Origin of the sequence: Methylobacterium sp. J-090, from assembly GCF_022829345.1 — a bacterium.
Classification (GTDB): domain Bacteria; phylum Pseudomonadota; class Alphaproteobacteria; order Rhizobiales; family Beijerinckiaceae; genus Methylobacterium.
Window position 1 is genome coordinate 1 of the sequence record NZ_JAKSXV010000081.1, and the last position, 15,318, is coordinate 15,318.

At 70.4% G+C, this 15,318-nt stretch carries 19 protein-coding genes; 8 read left to right on the forward strand and 11 right to left on the reverse strand.

What is annotated here, in order from left to right; translation table 11 throughout:
* Positions 1-144: 144 nt before the first annotated feature.
* The 4 genes from MKK49_RS12990 (at position 145) to MKK49_RS13005 (ending at position 2,395) form a co-directional block, all read left to right on the forward strand.
* A complete protein-coding gene (locus MKK49_RS12990) occupies positions 145-540 on the forward strand; it encodes a phage holin family protein (RefSeq protein WP_244029007.1) in 396 nt (131 codons plus the stop codon).
* On the forward strand, positions 537-932 hold the full coding sequence (locus tag MKK49_RS12995) for a DUF3618 domain-containing protein (protein ID WP_244029009.1): 396 nt from the start codon (positions 537-539) through the stop codon (positions 930-932). Before MKK49_RS12990 ends, MKK49_RS12995 begins: the two co-directional genes overlap by 4 nt.
* A gap of 92 nt (positions 933-1,024) precedes the next feature.
* The gene (locus tag MKK49_RS13000; RefSeq protein ID WP_244029011.1) at positions 1,025-1,702 is read left to right on the forward strand and encodes a YqjD family protein; all 678 of its coding nucleotides are present in this window, start codon (positions 1,025-1,027) and stop codon (positions 1,700-1,702) included.
* Between the two features lie 141 nt (positions 1,703-1,843).
* Positions 1,844-2,395 (forward strand): RBBP9/YdeN family alpha/beta hydrolase, encoded by a 552-nt coding sequence (locus MKK49_RS13005; RefSeq protein ID WP_244029013.1) that lies wholly within the window; start codon positions 1,844-1,846, stop codon positions 2,393-2,395.
* Here the strand turns inward: MKK49_RS13005 and MKK49_RS13010 are convergent.
* The 6 genes from MKK49_RS13010 to MKK49_RS13035 all read right to left on the reverse strand — a co-directional run bounded on the left by MKK49_RS13010 (position 2,379) and on the right by MKK49_RS13035 (position 8,702).
* A complete protein-coding gene (locus MKK49_RS13010) occupies positions 2,379-3,437 on the reverse strand; it encodes a YcjF family protein (RefSeq protein WP_244029015.1) in 1,059 nt (352 codons plus the stop codon). The genes MKK49_RS13005 and MKK49_RS13010 overlap by 17 nt on opposite strands.
* Before the next feature lie 7 nt (positions 3,438-3,444).
* Positions 3,445-4,884 (reverse strand): YcjX family protein, encoded by a 1,440-nt coding sequence (locus MKK49_RS13015; protein WP_244029016.1) that lies wholly within the window; start codon positions 4,882-4,884, stop codon positions 3,445-3,447.
* Positions 4,885-4,972: 88 nt separating this feature from the next.
* The gene (locus MKK49_RS13020; RefSeq protein WP_244029018.1) at positions 4,973-6,169 is read right to left on the reverse strand and encodes a hypothetical protein; all 1,197 of its coding nucleotides are present in this window, start codon (positions 6,167-6,169) and stop codon (positions 4,973-4,975) included.
* An 85-nt stretch (positions 6,170-6,254) separates the two neighbouring features.
* Complete coding sequence (locus tag MKK49_RS13025; RefSeq protein WP_244029020.1) at positions 6,255-6,779, reverse strand: SixA phosphatase family protein; 525 nt, start codon at positions 6,777-6,779, stop codon at positions 6,255-6,257.
* 10 nt (positions 6,780-6,789) lie between these two features.
* Positions 6,790-7,770, reverse strand: a complete 981-nt coding sequence (locus MKK49_RS13030; protein ID WP_244029022.1) for an aldo/keto reductase — start codon at positions 7,768-7,770, stop codon at positions 6,790-6,792.
* An 80-nt stretch (positions 7,771-7,850) separates the two neighbouring features.
* Positions 7,851-8,702, reverse strand: a complete 852-nt coding sequence (locus tag MKK49_RS13035) for an AAA family ATPase (protein ID WP_244029083.1) — start codon at positions 8,700-8,702, stop codon at positions 7,851-7,853.
* A 117-nt stretch (positions 8,703-8,819) separates the two neighbouring features.
* On the opposite strand from MKK49_RS13035, the gene MKK49_RS13040 reads away from it, so the two are divergent.
* Together MKK49_RS13040 and MKK49_RS13045 are read left to right on the forward strand one after the other, a co-directional pair.
* Positions 8,820-9,122 (forward strand): hypothetical protein, encoded by a 303-nt coding sequence (locus MKK49_RS13040; protein WP_244029024.1) that lies wholly within the window; start codon positions 8,820-8,822, stop codon positions 9,120-9,122.
* Positions 9,119-9,565, forward strand: coding sequence for a type II toxin-antitoxin system VapC family toxin (locus tag MKK49_RS13045; protein WP_244029026.1), 447 nt, complete (start codon positions 9,119-9,121; stop codon positions 9,563-9,565). The genes MKK49_RS13040 and MKK49_RS13045 overlap by 4 nt, the downstream gene beginning before the upstream one ends.
* A 6-nt stretch (positions 9,566-9,571) precedes the next feature.
* Here MKK49_RS13045 and MKK49_RS13050 read toward each other — a convergent pair whose 3' ends face one another.
* A complete protein-coding gene (locus MKK49_RS13050; RefSeq protein ID WP_244029028.1) occupies positions 9,572-10,222 on the reverse strand; it encodes a hypothetical protein in 651 nt (216 codons plus the stop codon).
* On the reverse strand, positions 10,219-11,418 hold the full coding sequence (locus tag MKK49_RS13055) for an ATPase (protein WP_244029030.1): 1,200 nt from the start codon (positions 11,416-11,418) through the stop codon (positions 10,219-10,221). The genes MKK49_RS13050 and MKK49_RS13055 overlap by 4 nt, the downstream gene beginning before the upstream one ends.
* 256 nt (positions 11,419-11,674) lie before the next feature.
* On the opposite strand from MKK49_RS13055, the gene MKK49_RS13060 reads away from it, so the two are divergent.
* A complete protein-coding gene (locus MKK49_RS13060; protein ID WP_244029032.1) occupies positions 11,675-13,519 on the forward strand; it encodes a cation:proton antiporter in 1,845 nt (614 codons plus the stop codon).
* A 32-nt stretch (positions 13,520-13,551) separates the two neighbouring features.
* Here the strand turns inward: MKK49_RS13060 and MKK49_RS13065 are convergent, their stop codons facing one another.
* Positions 13,552-13,725 carry a metallothionein gene (locus tag MKK49_RS13065; protein WP_244029034.1) on the reverse strand — a complete coding sequence of 58 codons (174 nt, stop codon included), beginning with the start codon at positions 13,723-13,725 and terminating at the stop codon, positions 13,552-13,554.
* A 175-nt stretch (positions 13,726-13,900) separates the two neighbouring features.
* Here MKK49_RS13065 and MKK49_RS13070 point away from each other — a divergent pair, with 175 nt between their 5' ends.
* Positions 13,901-14,146: a hypothetical protein gene (locus tag MKK49_RS13070; protein WP_244029036.1), complete on the forward strand. Its 246-nt coding sequence runs from the start codon at positions 13,901-13,903 to the stop codon at positions 14,144-14,146.
* Between the two features lie 76 nt (positions 14,147-14,222).
* On the opposite strand, the gene MKK49_RS13075 is transcribed toward MKK49_RS13070, so the two are convergent.
* The gene (locus MKK49_RS13075; RefSeq protein ID WP_244029038.1) at positions 14,223-14,597 is read right to left on the reverse strand and encodes a DUF6481 family protein; all 375 of its coding nucleotides are present in this window, start codon (positions 14,595-14,597) and stop codon (positions 14,223-14,225) included.
* Positions 14,598-14,804: 207 nt separating this feature from the next.
* Complete coding sequence (locus MKK49_RS13080; protein ID WP_056094499.1) at positions 14,805-15,014, reverse strand: cold-shock protein; 210 nt, start codon at positions 15,012-15,014, stop codon at positions 14,805-14,807.
* Between the last annotated feature and the right edge of the window lie 304 nt (positions 15,015-15,318).

Genomic DNA, 15,318 nt, shown 5'->3' on the forward strand with positions numbered 1-15,318 from the left:
CGTGGTGGCTCGATTCATCAAGTCGTCGAGCATGTCGGCCGTACGCGACTACGAGCCCCGTGAGGTTCCGGTCCGGGGCGGTTCCCTGGGCGACGTGCCGGCACCCGGCCTCCATCGCGATCACGGCATCTGAGGCCGGCGCCCATGTCCAACGGAACCAATCCCAGCATCCAGGGCCTCATCGGTGATGCCCTGCGGGAGACCAATGAACTCGCCCGCAAGGAGATCGCCCTCTTCCGCAATGAGATGACGAGCAACGTCCGCTCGCTCTTCGTCGGTCTCGGGCTTCTCGTGGGCGCCGCCGTGTTCGGCGTCGTCGCCCTGTTCGTCCTCGTGGACGCCCTGGTGAAATGGCTTGCCACGGTGGTCCACTCGGAGGCGCTCGCCGCCCTCATCGTTGGTGGCGTGCTCCTCGTGGTCGCGGTGATCCTCGCGCTGGTCGGTCGCAACGCCATGTCGCTCTCGACCCTCGCTCCCGTGCGGACCTCGCGTCAGGTCCGCCAGGATGCCCGCGCATTGTCTGAAAGGGTCTCCGGATGAGCGGATCGTTGAACGAACTCGAGAAGGACATCGAGGCGAGCCGCGCCCGCCTCGACCAGACCATCGACCAGATCCAGGAACGGCTCTCGGTGTCGAGCATCGTCGACGAGATGCTCGGCAACGCCCGCCGGACGCCGCTGAGCGGGGTCTATGACGGGGCGCTGGCCGCCGTGCGCCGTAACCCGGTGCCGGTGATGATCATCGCCGCCGGAGTTGGCTGGCTCCTGCACCGGATGTCGTCCGATGCGGCCGCCGCCGTCGCCACCGAGCGCCGGGTCCGCCAGGCGAAGGACAGCCTGCCGGTGGTGCAGACGGGCGCGGACCGTGTCTACGACCCGGACCTGCCGACGCGTCATCCGGTCAAGGATCTCGGCCAAGAGACCCAGATTTGACCCCGCTTTGACCTAGCTCTGCGTCCGATCTCGATCCGGCCCGTGCCAAGGACTTTTCCCCTTCGCGGGCTCTTCCCCTTTAGGAGTCACCCATGACCCATTCCCCCAAGCCCGGCGACGAACCCCGTTCCCTGCCCGACGACATCGCTCTCGCGGCCGGCATGCCGCGTGGTCACCAGGAAGATCGCACCCTCGACGCGCGTGTCGGATCGGTGGCCGACGATGTCCGATCCGGTACGACCAACCTGCGTGACATGGCCCTCGAGACCGCCGACGACCTGACGAACCGCGCCGCCGGAATCGCCGGGGACGTGCGGGACCGGGTGTCCGAGACCGCCCAGACGGTGCGCGCCCGCGTGGCCGATACGGCGCAGGACCTCCGCGAGCGGGCCTACGACGTTCGCGACACCAGCCGGCGCCGGATCGAGCATCTCGGTGAGCGCGGGTCCGAGCGTCTTCGCGATGGCCGCTCGGTCGTCGAGGACTTCGTCACCGAGAATCCCCTCCTCGTCGGCGTGGTCGGCCTCGCCGCCGGCCTCCTCATCGGTGCCCTGCTGCCCCGCACCCGTCAGGAGGACGAGACCGTGGGCCCCTGGGCCGACGAGGTCCGCGACCAGGGCCTGCGCTACGCCCGCGACGTGACGCATCGCGGACGCGAGTTCGTCGCCAGCGCCCTCGACCCGGAGAACCTCCAGGCCGCCGCCCAGCGCGCGGCGGCACCTCAGGGTGGTGCAGGCTATGGCGAGACGCCGAGTTCGCGTCCGCACTGAGGCGCACGCTCTATAGGGTGGATGGCAAGGGGTGGTGTCCGACAGGGCGCCACCCCTTCTTCGTCGGTGGACCCGTCGGTCTCCGCTGCGCCCGCCGGAACGGGCTCGACCGGTACGGGCCGAGGCGCTATCGCATCGTCCATGAAGATCGGCGATTGCGACATCCTCATCCTGCCGGGCTATGCCGGCTCCGAAGACGGCCACTGGCAGGCCCGCTGGGCCGAGCGCCTGTCCACGGGCCGCATCGTCGAGCAGGACGACTGGCATCACCCCGACGCCCCGGCCTGGCGGGCCCGCATCGTCGCGGCGGTGACGGCGGCGACGCGCCCCGTTCTCCTCATCGCCCACAGCCTCGGCGTGGTCGCCGCCGTGCAGGCAGCCCCGGATTTCCCGCCCGGCGTGGTGCGCGGCGCAATCCTGGTGGCGTTCCCCGATGTCGAGACCACGCCGAACCTGCCCGCCAGCGTCACCGCCTTCGCGCCGGTGCCGCGCGATCCCCTGCCCTTCCCGTCCCTGGTGGTGGCGAGCCGCAACGATCCGTACTGCGCCTACGAGCGGGCCGAGGATTTCGCCTATGCCTGGGGCGCCGTGGTGGTCGATGCCGGGGAATCCGGCCACATCAACGTGGCCTCGGGCCATGGTCCCTGGCCGGAGGGTCTGATGCGGCTCGCCGGGTTCATGAAGGACCTCTGACCCCGGCGTCGTCCGCATCCCCGGCGGATCTGAACAGGGAGCCCGCCACGTCGGACAGGCGCGGCGCCTCCGCGCGGACGAACGGCAGCGGGCGACAGACGGCGAGGGCCGCGAGGCCGAACCGGGCCGTCATCAGGCCGTTGAGGACCCCCTCCCCGAGCTTGGCCGAGACCTTCGCGGCGAGCCCCAGTCCCAGGGCCTGCTGTATCATGCTCTCGCCCACCGCCATGCCGCCCGTTACCGTGAGGTGGGCGAGCGCCGAGCGGGCAAGGCGCAGGAATCCGAGGAAGCCGGGGCGCCCGCCGTAGATGGTGGCGATCTGGCGGAGCAGCCGCACGGCGGCGAAGATCACGAAGGCCACGTCGACGATGGCGCGGGGGCTGAGCGCCGTGACGCCCGACACCTGCTTCGCCGCCGTCGCGATGGCCTGGCGGGCCTGCCGGTCGAGGGGGGCGAGGAGTTCATGTTCGGCGAGGCCCAAACGGTCGTCGACGTCGAGAATGGCGTCGCCGAGGGTGTCGAGGCGGGTCCGGCCGGCGGCGAGGGCCGCGCGCCCGGCATAGAGCGCGCTGAGATCCCTCACCACCGCCTGCGCCGCGCTGTGGTCGCGGGTGGCCAGCGCCTCCACAGCCCTGGCCCGCAGGCGTTCGATCTGCCGCTCGCGCCAGATGCCCGAGAGCTCGCGCAGGACGAGTCCGAGGAGGCCGAGCGCCGCGACGCCCAGAAGCACCAGGGCGACGGCGCCGAGCCACGGGGCGGCGCCGAAGAGATCCGCGATGAGGCGCTCGACGGAGAGGCCGACGCCCAGCGACACGAGGCCACCGAGCGCCACGAGCAGCATCGACAGCCATGGCGCACGGGATTTCGACGCCACCGGCACCGGCGTGCCGTCGGCCGCCTCGACGATCTCGAACGGCTCCTCGACGATGCGGACTTGGGCGGGCGGCATCGGCGGCGGCACGGCGCCCTCGGTCACCCCGGCCGGTTCGGCGGCGGGGATGCGGAAGGCCCGGGGGCGGTTCGGCGGGGGCGTAATGGTCATGCTGGATTCAACTGAGCTTGTCGCCGAGGAGGAACTGCATCGCCCGGTCGAGGCGGATCTGCGGCAGGTGGCCGGGCCGTCCGAGGGCGTCGGGCTTCACCAGGGGCGGCCGGAAGCGCGGGAAGCGCAGGGACCCGGGCGGCACCGCGCCCTCCAGCACCGCTTCCGGCCGCTCCGGGAGTTCGCCGGGAAAGATCGCCGCCTCGCTCAACCCGTCGAAGGTCTCGTCGCCGACGGTCTCGCCAGCTTCCGGCGTGCCCGAGACGGCGCGCAACACCTCTGCGCCGTCGTGGATCGTGGTCTCGCGGGTGGCGCGCACGGAGGCCAGCGCCACGGTACCGACCCGGGCGCCGGCGGCCTCCGTGCGGCGCATGGCCCGCGACACGAGGAGGCGCAGGAGGGCGTCGAGGCGGTCGTGGCTCGTCTGGTGGAGGTGATCGGCCTTGGTCGCCGCGAACAGGATGCGCTCGGCGCGCGGCGCGAACAGGCGCGACAGGATGGTGTTGCGGCCGATGCGGAAGCTGAGGAGGACGGAATCGAGCGCCTCCTCCAGTTCGGCCAGGGCCGCCGGGCCGGCATCGACGGCCGCGAGCACGTCGACGAGCACGATCTGCCGGTCGACCCGCTGGAAGTGGTTGCGGAAGAACGGCTCGACCACCTTGGCCTTGTAGGCCTCGAAGCGCCGCTCCATCAGGCCGGCGAGGCTGCCGGGGTCGAGGGGGTCGGTGAGGTTGTCCAGCGGTGCGAAGGTCAGGGCCGGCGAGCCGGCGAGATCGCCCGGCATGAGGAAGCGGCCGGGCGGCGTCGTGGCCACGGATTCCGGCCCGGCGCGGAGCGCGGCGAGATAGGCCTTGAACGCGGTGCTGGCGCGCTCCGCCACCATCTCGTCCAGCGGCACCTTCGGATCGAGGCCCTTCAGGGTGTCGAGCCAGGGAGCCGCCATGGCGGCCCGGCCGCTGCGGCGGGTGCCCGAGATCGTGGATCGGGACCACGCGGTGTAGCTCTGGTCGATGAGGGCGAGATCGAGGAGCCACTCGCCGGGGTAGTCGACCACATCGAGCATCAGGGTGCCGGGCCCCGAGCGCCAGCCGCCCTTGCGCTCGTACTCGATGGCGAGGCGGAACTGGCTGATCCGGTCGGTGGAGCGCGGCCACAGGCGATCCTGCGTGAGGGCCGCGACGTGCTCCTCGAAGGGGAAGCGCGGCAGGTCGTCGTCGGGCTGCGGCACGGGGCGGGCGCGGCGCAAACGGCCCTCGTGGGCCGGGGCGAAGGCCGGGAGGGCGTGCGCCTCCACAAGGTGGTGGATCAGCGCCGTGGTGAACACGGTCTTGCCCGAGCGGGCGAGGCCGGTAACGCCCAGCCGCAGGGTCGGCTGGATCAGGAGGTCGCTCGATGCCTCGGCGAAGGCCTTGACCGCGGAACCCGCACGCGCGGCAAAGCTGTTCATGAACGACTCGATCGAGGGCACGGGGAAACGCGCGGAAAACCGCCACGGCTGAAGTGGCGCCGGAGCGGCCGGCCCGCAAGGTCACGCCTCACGGGGTCGGGGCCGGCGTGCCGACGGCCGCCAGGGTGCCGGCGTCGAGGCGGGCGATGGCCGCGTCGACGAGGGCGGGGCCGGCGCGCAGGGCGCCGAGTTCGACGCTCGACATGACGAGCATCACCGAGCGCAGGGCCGGCAACGGGCGCCCGTCCGGCCCGAACAGCTTGAGATCGTCCTCGACCTTCAGGCCGACGCTGCCGGCGATGCGCGCGGCGTAATTGCGGATGCGGGTCTCGTCGTTGCCGCAGAGCGGAGCCGGTACGCTGAGATCGAGGGGGCGAAGACCGCCGAGGCCGGCGACGATGGGCGGCAGGGCGGCGGATTCGGCGACGAACCGCTTCTGCAACTGGGCCGTCGCGGTCTCGACGGCCCGGGTCGCGTTGCCCAGGACCGCGCTCGGCTCGACGAGGAGCACGGAGGGCTTGGCCAGGATGACGGATGGCTTCACCAGGAGCTCGGAGGGCCGGACCAGGATCCCATGACGGGGCGTCGCCGGCGGTTTGGCCGAGACGGAGGCGAGGGTCTTCGGGGCCGATCCCGGAGGCACCCGCTTGCCCATCCGCGCCAGGGGCGACCACGGCTGGACCCGCAGGGGACCGCCCTTCGCGGCGAGCGCCCGGCGCGGCATCCCGGCTCGCGTGTTGCGGGCGAGGAAGCGCGCCCGCAGGGTCCCGCCGAGGCCGCGCGGCGCGAGGGCGGTCGGCACCCGCGTGGCGATCGGCGGGGTTCCGCGGCACTCGGCGGGCGCCCAGCGCCTGACGATGGAGAGGGCCGTGCGCCGGTTCAAGTCGCGATAGTAGCGCCGGAGCAGCCCCGCGGCCGCGTCGGCGCCGTCGGCCGCCGTGGCGAAGCCCGTATGACCCTCGGCATCGGCGCCGATCTCGCCGGACCAGCGCGCCTTCTTGATGCACCAGTAGTTGTTGAGCTTGACGCAGCGGGCGACGAAGGCCGGTTCCGTCGTGGACCAGCGCGCCGCCAGGGCGAGGGCGGCCGGACGCAGGGAGGCCCCCGCCTCCGTCCGCCAGTTCGAGACGGCGCGACTTTCCGTCAGGAACCGGGGCGTTTCCGAAGGCGTGCCGAAGGCGGACCAGTCCCGGGTCGGTCCCGACACGGTGCGGCGCACGGTCTCGACGCCGCCCGCGAGGGACGGCACGAGCGCCGTCAGGACCAGAAGGGATGCGAGGAGCACGACACTCGGAGAGCTTGACCGGGGATCGGGGAAACGGCCCGGCGCCGGAACGGTTCAATTCCGGCCGGACGTGGTTTGCCCGCGCTCAGGCGGCTTCCTCGGCGTCGAGGTCGCGGGGTGCCACGAAGCGCTCCAATCGCCCGGAGCCGGCGCGGATCTTGTCCCAGGTCTCGACGTCGAAATCCAGAACCGCGAGTGCGCCCGTGGGAAACCCATCGGCGAGGCGATCGCGCGCCGCACGCGAACCGGACCCGACGAGGCGGAGCGCCACGTCCTGGAAGCCGGGATTGTGGCCGACCATGAGGAGGCCGCGTGCCGTCGCCGGCGTCGCCCGGATCACCGCGAGGAGCGCCGCGTCGGGCGCCTCGTAGATCTCCGGGACGATGGTCGCCTCCGGGCCGCCCAGAGCCGTGTGGATCGGCTCCCAGGTCTCCCGCGTCCGCTTGGCCGGCGAGACGGCGACGTGGTCGGGCCGCAGGTTTTCCGCGGCGAGGTAGCCGGCCATCAGCGGCGCCGTGCGGCGGCCACGTGGATTCAGGGGCCGGTCGAGGTCGGCGGCTCCGGCCGGACGATCGGACTTGGCGTGGCGCAGGAGCAGGACACGAAGCATCGGTGGACTTTCAGTTGAAGCCGACGACGGCGTGCGGGACGTAAGGCCTCTCCAGGGCCGCCATCTCCTCGGCCGTCAGGGCGAGGTCGAGGGCCGCCACGGCGTCGTCGAGGTGCCCGGGCTTCGAGGCGCCGACGATGGGCACCGTCACGGGCGACTTCTGGGCGACCCAGGCCAGGGCGACCTGGGCACGGGGCACGCCGCGGGCCTCGGCGATGGACGCCACCGCCTCGACCACGGCCCGGTCGGCGGCTTCCGTCGCGTCGTAGAGGCGCTTGCCCACGAGGTCGGTCTCCTGGCGCGCGCTCTTGGCGTCCCAGTCCCGGGTCAGGCGGCCGCGCGCCAGCGGGCTCCACGGCAGCACGGCGATGTCCTGATCGGCGCAGAGCGGCAGCATCTCGCGCTCCTCCTCGCGGTGGAGAAGATTATAGTGATTCTGCATCGTCGCGAACCGCGTCCAGCCATGGCGGTCGGCGAGGAACAGGGCCTTGGCGAACTGCCACGCGTACATCGACGAGGCGCCGATATAGCGGGCCTTGCCGGCCTTCACCACATCGTGGAGCGCCTCCAGGGTGACCTCGATGGGCGTGCCGTAATCCCAGCGGTGGATCTGCAGGAGATCGACGTAGTCGGTGCCGAGACGCGTCAGGCTGGCATCGACGGCCGCGAAGATGGCTTTTCGCGAGAGGCCGCCGGCGTTGGGGCGGTCGCTCAAGCCGTAATAGCACTTCGTCGCGATGACGAGGTCGTCGCGGCGGGCGAACTCCTTCAGGGCCCGGCCGACGATCTCCTCGCTGGTGCCGTCGGAATAGTAGTTCGCCGTATCGAAGAAGTTGATCCCCATCTCGACGGCCTTGCGCAGGAGCGGCCGGCTCGCCTCCTCGGTCATGGTCCACGGATGGGGACCGCGCTCGGGGATGCCGTACGTCATGCAGCCGAGGCAGAGTGGCGAGACGTCGAGGCCGGTGCGGCCGAGTTTCTTCATCTTCATGGGAGCGGTCCGATGCTGAGGATGGGACACGGAGATGGCCTCTATCTGGTCCGGTCGGCCGGCTTCGCCAGGGGCGCCGTTCAGCCGCCGCGTCCTTCCCGCCGCATCATGAAGGCGAGCTTCTCGAAGAGGCTCACGTCCTGCTCGTTCTTCAGGAGCGCACCGTGGAGGGGCGGGATCAGCTTGCGGTCGTCGCGCTCGCGCAGGGTCTCGGGGGTCACGTCCTCGGAGACGAGAAGCTTCAGCCAGTCGAGCAGTTCGGAGGTGGAGGGCTTCTTCTTCAGGCCCGGCACGGCGCGGGTCTCGAGGAAGACCCGCAGGGCCTCCTCGACGAGGCGGTGCTTGATGCCGGGGTAATGGACCTCGACGATGGCCTTGAGGGTCTCGGCGTCGGGAAACTGGATGTAGTGGAAGAAGCACCGCCGCAGGAACGCGTCGGGCAGCTCCTTCTCGTTGTTCGACGTGATGATCACGATGGGCCGGCGCTCGGCCCGGATCGTCTGTCCCGTCTCGTAGACGTGGAATTCCATGCGGTCGAGTTCGGTCAGGAGGTCGTTGGGGAACTCGATGTCGGCCTTGTCGATCTCGTCGATGAGCAGCACCGGCCGCTCCGCATGGGTGAACGCCTCCCACAGCTTGCCGCGGCGGATGTAGTTGCCGATGTCGGACACGCGCGGGTCGCCGAGCTGGCTGTCGCGCAGGCGCGAGACGGCGTCGTACTCGTAGAGCCCCTGCTGCGCCTTGGTGGTCGACTTGACGTTCCAGGTGAGGAGCGGCGCGCCGAGGCCCTTGGCGATCTCTTCGGCCAGCACGGTCTTGCCGGTGCCGGGTTCGCCCTTCACCAGCAACGGCCGCTCCAGCACGATGGCGGCGTTGACGGCCGTGGTGAGGTCGGAGGTCGCGACGTAGTCGGCGGTGCCGGTAAAGCGCATGGGGATCGATCCGTGGGCGATGGTATGGGTCGAGCGGGGCAAGGGCGCCACCAAGTGCGCTTCTTGTCTGGTTCGGGCATGCCGGATATATCACCGGATATAGAGTGGGAGCCGGCCATGGACAACACGTCCCAGAAGCGGGCGCTCGGCGCCTACCGGGCTCGCCTGACCCAGCGCGGCATCGCCCGTTTCGAGGTGATGGGCCGGGAGGCCGACCGCGCCCTGATCCGCTCCCTGGCCCGCCGCCTCACGGAGGATGGTCCCGAGGCCGCCCGGCTGCGCACCACCCTTACCAAGGTTCTCGACGAACAGGCACCGAAGACGGGCGGCATCCTCGCGGCTCTGCGGCGCTCGCCCCTCGTCGGTCTCGACCTCGACCTGACGCGCTCCGACGAGGAAGGCCGCAGGGTCGACCTGTGACGCGCTACCTCCTCGACACCAACATCCTCAGCAACCTCGTACGGTCGGTGCCGTCGGCATCCCTCGTCGCGTGGATGGCCGATCGGGCCGACGCCGATCTCTTCATCAGTGCCCTGACCGTGGCGGAGATCCGGCGCGGCATCCTCGAACTGCCGGCCGGCCGCCGGCGTGACGGGTTGGAGGCGTGGTTCTCGGGGCCCGAGGGACCACAGGCCCTGTTCGCCGGCCGGGTCCTGCCCTTTGACGGGACGGCCGGTCTCGCCTGGGCCGCCCTGATGGCGGAGGGCCGGCGTCAGGGCCGCCCACGCAACGCCCTCGACATGATCATCGCCGCCATCGCGGAGGTCCACGCCTGCACGGTGGTGACCGACAACGAGCGGGATTTCGCCGGGCTTCCCTTTCTCAATCCGACGCGCACCGCCGAGGCGCGCCGGCGGGACTGATCGCCCTCACAGCGTCTTCCCGTCGTGCCACACGCAGTTCGACGCCAGGATGCCGAGGTTCACGTCGGATTTCTGCGGCTGCGGCAGGGTCTTGCCGTCCATGGCGAGGTCGATCTTGATCTCGACCTGGCCCTTGGCCTCGTTGGTGCGGCGGGAGAAGTAGCAATATTGCTGGAACGGCTGGTCCTCGTTGGCGCGGAAGTTCCAGCCCGTGACGATCTGGCCGTCCATGTAGGGCACCTGCTTGAACACCGTGAAGGTGGTGTTCACGATGGCCTTCGAGGCGGGCGCGGCGTCGTTGCCGAGCTGCGCCTTCGTCGGAGTCGGTGTGCCGGCGGCCTTCGGCATCCCGCCCTCGAGCTTCAGGACGTTATCCGTCAGGGTCACCTCGCCCTTGGTCTTCAGGGTCACGTCGGAGAGCGCCGCCTGCATGGCGGCGGCGATCTTCTCCGCCGCCGTGTCGAACTGGTTCATATAGGCGTAGCCGTAGGAGGCCGCACCGAGACCGATGCCGGCGAGCGCGCAGAACGCGCCGAAGCCGAGTGACCGGAACAGGAAGGCGCGGGCGGCGATGATCTTCGTCTCAGCGCGCAGGCGCCCGTTGACGTTCTGCGCCAGGACGACGTTCTCCGGCGTGCCGGTGGTGTGGATGCTCATGCACCGGCTCCCGCGCTGGCCGGCAAGGATGTCTGCCCGGCCGGACGTCGGTCGATGGGAATCACCGCGCCGGAGGCGGCGTTCGCCTCACGCGGGGGCTTCGGCTGAGCGAGGCCGATCTCCTGGCGCAGGGCGTCGGTGATGGAATCGAGCATGTAGGGGGTGGCCGCCGGATCGACGGTGGCACCGAGGTCGTCCTCGTCCATGAAGGTTTTTCGGACCGAGACCGCGCAAAGCGCCAGGATCGTCGAGGCGAAGGCGGCGCAGAGCGCCGGCACGAACACGAAGATGCGCAGGAAGGCGTGCACCTGCGCTTCCGTCACGTCGATGGGGTCGACGCCGTAGACCATGGCGGTGAAGGAGTGCAGCTGCGAGCGGTTGACCGAGTTGCGGTAGGTCTGCTCGGCATCCGCGACCTTGCGGTCGGCCTCGCCCCGGTCGAGGGCGCTGCGCGCCTTGCGGGCCTCTTCCAGGGCCTTCGTCACTCCGGCGCGGTCGCTGCCGGCCTTGGCGACGCTGGCGTTGAGGGTCGCCGTGCGGGGGTCGGTGACGCATTTGAGGTTCGAGTAGCGCTGGCCCCGGCTGTTGGTGCCCGAGATGCGCTCGCAGCGCTGGGCCGGGAGAGCGGAGAGCTGGCTCGCGTTCTCGGCCGCTCGCTTCTCGATCTGGTCGAGTTCGGCGGTGTACTGGGCCACGCGGGCATCGGCCGCCGAGATCCGCCCGTCGATGGTCCCCCGATCGGCCTGCGCGTCCTTGAGGGCGGTCTTGGCCTTGGCCGCATCCATCAGGCGGGGGTGGAACATCATCTCGCCGAGCTGCGAAACCGACTTCGTCGTGACACCGGCGGCGAAGATGATACCGATGATGGCCATGATGCGGATCGCGTAGGAGCGCTGCGTCCGCGCGAGGATGCCCAGTGGCACCCGGCACAGTTCCACCGCCGCGTAGACCAGCGGCGCCAGAAGCATGAAGTAGAACGCCTTGGAATCACCGTCGCTGTAGACCCCGGCGAACAGCCATGCGCCCCAGAGCGAGGCGCCGATGACCATGAATTCGACGAGATAGGCAATGCCGACGTAGCCCCACTTGATGCGGTAGCCCTTCTCGACGTGGCGCTCATGGGTCCAGCGATCGGATTCCCGCTGCCATTCGCGGCGCTCGCGCTGGACATCCCGGCTGGGCGGCGTCTTTCGCATGGGGCACTCGTGTCTCGAAACGCGACGAACGCCGCACTTAACATTCCGTTACGCCCCCGGCTAAGCGGGTATTGTGCCGTTTTTGCGCCGAGCCGTGCGGTGCGTTGTCCGTGCAACGCCACCGGGCGCGGGATTCGTGCGATCCGGCCCGAACGGCGATTGCGCCCCCGTGCCCCCGGACCGCATGATCGTCGGGACCGAGCCCCACAAGGGAGCTCGGCCGATGGCGCCGGCCGGAAGGAGACCCTGAGACCACATGACGGACATGCACGCCGGCTCCTACAAGGAAGCGATCCTGTTCCTCGTCACCGCCGGCGTGGTGGTGCCGCTGTTCCATCGGCTGCGCATCTCTCCCGTGCTCGGGTTCATCGGCGCGGGGGCCCTCCTCGGGCCGTTCGGCCTCGGCCGCCTCGCCGAGGCCTATCCGTGGCTGTCCTGGGTCACCATCGGCAACCGGGCCGAGATCGCGCATCTGGCCGAGTTCGGCGTGATCTTCCTCATGTTCATGATCGGCGTCGAGCTGTCTTGGGAGCGCCTACGCACCCTGCGCCGCCTCGTCTTCGGCCTCGGCTCGATCCAGGTGGTCGCCTCGGCCCTGGTGATCGGCGCCATCCTGTACGCCCTGGCGGTGCCGCTCGCCGCCGCCGCCATTGTCGGTCTGGCGCTGGCCCTGTCTTCCACGGCGGTGGTGCTGCCGGTGCTGGCCGAGCAGAAGCGCCTCAACACGCCGGCCGGCCGGGCGAGCTTCGCGGTGCTGCTGTTCCAGGATCTCGCCGTGGCGCCGGTCCTGTTCGCCATCGCGGTGCTGGGGCGCAGCGACGGGGCCAATGTCGGCGGGGCGCTGGCCTTCGCCCTGGGGCAGGCGGCGGTGGCCATCGTCGTCATCGTGGTGGCGGGGCGCCTCGCCCTGCGGCCCCTGTTCCAGCTCGTGGCCCGCACGCGTTCGCCCGAACTGTTCATGGCGGCCTGCCTCCTCGTCATCATCGGCACGGCGCTCACCGCCGCCGCCGCCGGCCTGTCCATGACGCTCGGCGCCTTCGTCGCCGGACTGCTGCTCGCCGAGACCGAGTACCGCCGGGCCATCGAGGCCACCATCGACCCGTTCAAGGGCCTGCTGCTCGGCGTGTTCTTCGTCTCCGTCGGCATGAACCTCGATCCGGCCCATCTCATGGCGGCGCCCGGCGCCATCCTGGGCCTCGCCCTGGGGCTGACCCTGATCAAAGGTGTGATCATCGTCGCGGCCGCCCGCTTCCTCCGGCTGTCGCGCGCCGTCGGCCTCGAGGCGGCGCTGCTGCTCGGTCCCGGCGGCGAGTTCGCGTTCGTGCTCATCGGCGGCGCGCTCGCCGGAAACCTTGTGCCCGAGGAGGTGGGCCAAGCCGCCCTCATCGTCACCACGGTGACGATGATCGCGATTCCGGCGCTGGCCGTCCTCGCCCGCCGCCTCGGCAAGCGGATGGCTCGGGGTCAGCTCGGCCGCGCCCGGGCCGAACCCGTGCCGGACAAGCAGCAGAACCGCGTGATCATCGCCGGTTACGGCCGGGTCGGGCGACTCGTCGGCGAGATGCTGGCCCGCCACAAGATCCCGTATCTCGCGCTGGATGCCGACGCGGCCCGCGTCTCGGAGCACCGCCGCCTCGGCAATCCGGTGTATTTCGGCGACTCGGCCAATGCGGAACTCCTGCGCCGCTGCGACATCGCCAATGCGCGGGCGCTGGTCGTCACCCTCGACAATCCGCATGCGGTGGAAGCTGTGGTGGAGGCGGCGCGAGCCGAGCGCGCCGACATCACCATCGTGGCCCGGGCCCGCGACGCGCGCCACGCCACGGCCCTCTACGAGATGGGTGTCGACGATGCGGTGCCCGAGACCATCGAGGCCTCCCTGCAACTGTCGGAAGCCGTCCTCGTCGATGTCGGCGTGCCCATGGGCCTCGTCATCGCCTCGATCCACGAGCGGCGCGACGAGTACCGCGCCATGCTCCGGAAGAAGGAGACCGAGGTGCGCCCCGCCTTCCGCGCCCGCCGCACGGTGGGCAAGGGCACCGAGGCGCGGGACGCGGCGTCGCCCAAGGACGAGGCGAAGCCGGCGGTCAAGAGCGCGTAGGGAGCGGTCGCCCTCTCCCGCACGGTCGTGACTTAGCCGTGGCAGGCGCATCCGGAATGGCCGCAACCGTCATGGGAGGCGTGGCCGTCGGCGCAGGCCTCGCAGCAGAAGGTCTTGCCGTCCCGCTCGATCCCGGTGCCCGTCTTCACCGTGCAGACGCAGTCGGCGCACGCGCAGGGAATCATCTCGGCAGTCGCATCGGCCATGGAAAACGATCCCTCGTTCGCAGGTGGATGGAGCGCATTCTTGCCAACGGCGCGCCCATCCGCAAGCCGTGCGCGGTTCCCCCGACGAAGATAGTCCCCACCGCAGGGGCGAAGCGTGCTAGGGATCGGCCAACCCCGCACGACCCCGTGCCCTGGGCAACTCCACGAGGCCCCAGTGGCGAACGCGTTCAAGAGCGGTGCATCCCAATCGCGCACGACCGACGATTTCAACGAGCGCGCCAAGCGTCTCTCGGAGCGGCTCGGTGCCATCGAGAAGCCCGCCCAGATGAAGCGCGGGAATGCGCCGCGCCGCTCGTTCAAGGCCGGGCCGCGCCCCGAGGCCGACACCGAGCCGAAGGACGAGCAGGTCGAAGGTCAGACCGAAGCCGCCGAGACCAACGAGACCGAATCCGAAGCTTGAACGGCGGCGGGACGGACATGAAAAAGGGGCCGACGACGGCGTCGGCCCCCCTTCGTTCAGACCCGGAAACGCAAGATCAGCGACGGGCTTTGGCCTTGCGGGCGGCATAGCGCGCGTCGCGCGCGGCCTTCTTCTCGGCCAGCTCGGTGGCCCTGCGCTCGGCGGCGGCCAGGGCCTCGGCCTCCTCGCGGGCGATCTGGGCCGCGAGTTCGGCCTCCTCGCGGGCTCGTTTCTCCTCGGCGGCCTGGCGCTCGGCGGTGATCCGGGCGGCCTCGCGCTCCCTGGCCCGCTCCTCGCGGGCGCGGGAGACCGCGGCACGGGCCTCGGCCTTGGCGATCATGTCCGGGTCATCCGCCGGGGGACGGGCCTTGAATTTTTCCAGCAGCATCTGCTTGGCGCTGGCGGAGTTCTTGCGGCGATCGTCGAAATTCCTGTAGTCGAAGGCGCCCATCTGACCTTTCTCGTGGTGTGTCGCGGCCGAGCCCGCCTCGCGGGGCGCGCGGCCGTAGGGTGAATCAGAACGGTTGGAAAGCTGTGTCGATCGGGGCAGCCAATGCCCGAACGACGATCCGGAATCAACAGAAGCCGCCCGGTGGCGAGCGGCTTCCCTTCGAGATGTTGAATCGATGCCTCAGTAGCCGGGCACCGAGGCCCGCACTCAGGCCGCCTGGAGGTTTCCAGCGGATTGTTTGCCCGTGCGGCGATCGCTCTCGATCTCGTAGGACAGCTTCTGCCCCTCGATCAGGTTACGCATCCCGGCGCGCTCGACGGCGGAGATGTGGACGAACACGTCCTTGCTGCCGTCATCCGGCTGGATGAAGCCGTAGCCCTTGGTCTCGTTGAACCATTTCACGGTGCCCGTGCTCATGGCTTATCCTTTCGTCGTGAGAAGTCTCGTCGTGAGTAGTCGTGCCTACTTCCCCGAGCATTCGCATGCTCGGCTCCTGGGCCGCAGGTCGGTGGGATGCCGTATGATCGAGGCGGCACCTCGCACAGTCCCGTGGGACCGGCTGGCCCAAAAAGGACCGGAGGATGCGCAGCCGGGCTGGGGAGCGTCCATAGTGAGAAAGATGTGATCTAGGAAGCCTGCGACGGACAGACAAGGCGCGAGGCCCGGCGGGGTTCCCGCAGACGCGTCCGTTCGCAGTTCGTCCCGCCCGGGCGACGGCCAT